Origin of the sequence: uncultured Campylobacter sp. (genome assembly GCF_938041645.1) — a bacterium.
GTDB lineage: Bacteria > Campylobacterota > Campylobacteria > Campylobacterales > Campylobacteraceae > Campylobacter_B.
In genome coordinates this window covers 1-1,115 of the sequence record NZ_CALIST010000042.1, presented here as the reverse complement: position 1 = coordinate 1,115, position 1,115 = coordinate 1, and the positions used below count along the sequence as shown (strand labels likewise).

1 protein-coding gene is annotated in these 1,115 nt (G+C 55.6%); it reads right to left on the bottom strand.

Annotation, left to right across the window (positions count from 1 at the left end; all coding sequences use genetic code 11):
- Positions 1-439: 439 nt before the first annotated feature.
- Positions 440-1,115: hypothetical protein (locus Q0600_RS06490; protein ID WP_298758308.1), on the bottom strand; the 676-nt coding region annotated here is incomplete at its 5' end.

Below are 1,115 nucleotides of genomic sequence, written 5' to 3'. Positions count from 1 at the left end.
TATCAATTTCGCAAGCAAATATCGTGCCGCTATAGCCGAAAACCTTGCGATGCGCCATCTCTGCTACGCCGATGCCTGAAAAGATAGTCGCAATATTCATTTTAGAAAACTCTTGAAAATTTGAAATCGTTGGTTTTGCATCTCTCTCCTTCTCTCTCTTTGATGTAGCGCCCAAGGAGGAGAGAGGACCCCTTGAGCGCGGTAATTGTATGGCGGCGCGTCCTAAATTTTATAAACTCGCCGCGGCAGATCGCGCAGGTCTAGCCAAACCCTCGCGAAGTTGCGGGATCGGTCGCAAGCTCATGCCATAGCGAGCCCGCGGACGAGGGCACTGCTGCGAGCCCGCAGACAAAGCGCATCGCCGTAAAATCGCGTCGCTTGCCTGATCTCGTCTGAGACTGCCCGCAATTTTATGCCGCCGCAACCTCGCCGTAGCAGGCTATTGTCGCGAAAACTTCCCGATCTGCGGGCGGGAGATTAGCGCGGGATCGAATTTCTTAGGCGCAAATTTACGCTGCTTTTTCTCGTCGTGTAGCCGTTTGAGGCTCTGCACGTCAAACTCGAAGCCCTCCGCGTCCGCCACCTCTTTAAAAATTTCAAGCTTCCGATCGATCTGCTTCTGCTTTTCGGCTTTTTCTGAAGCGCTCATCTTTTCGAGTTTTTCATTGTGCTTGACCGCCTTTTCGACCTTGTCGGCGTCCTTGCTATCGGGTACCTTGACGTATTCGAGCTCCTCACGCTGCTTGCGTAGCTTGCCGAGTTCGGCGTTGAGCTCCTTTTGCTGATTGAAGCGGCGCGCGCCCACGCCTCGCTTTAGGATGCCCGCGTATCCCAGCTCGTCCTTGTTGTAGTCTTTCGGCGCGTAATCCTTGTCGCCCGTGATGTCGCTAAGAGCCTGCTCGCCGAGCTGCTGCCCATATCTGCCGATCGTAAGCGTCGGGAGATAGTTTTTCGCGGCTTCTTTGACGCTTTTGGCGACTTTCACGGCCTTTGGATCGTCCTCGGATGTGATGTTGTAGCCCAGCGTCGATTTGCCGCTTGCGATATTGACTAGACCGCCCACGAAGCCCCAGCCGCCCTGGCCGCCCTGGCCGCCCTGGCCGCGGGACCGGCGG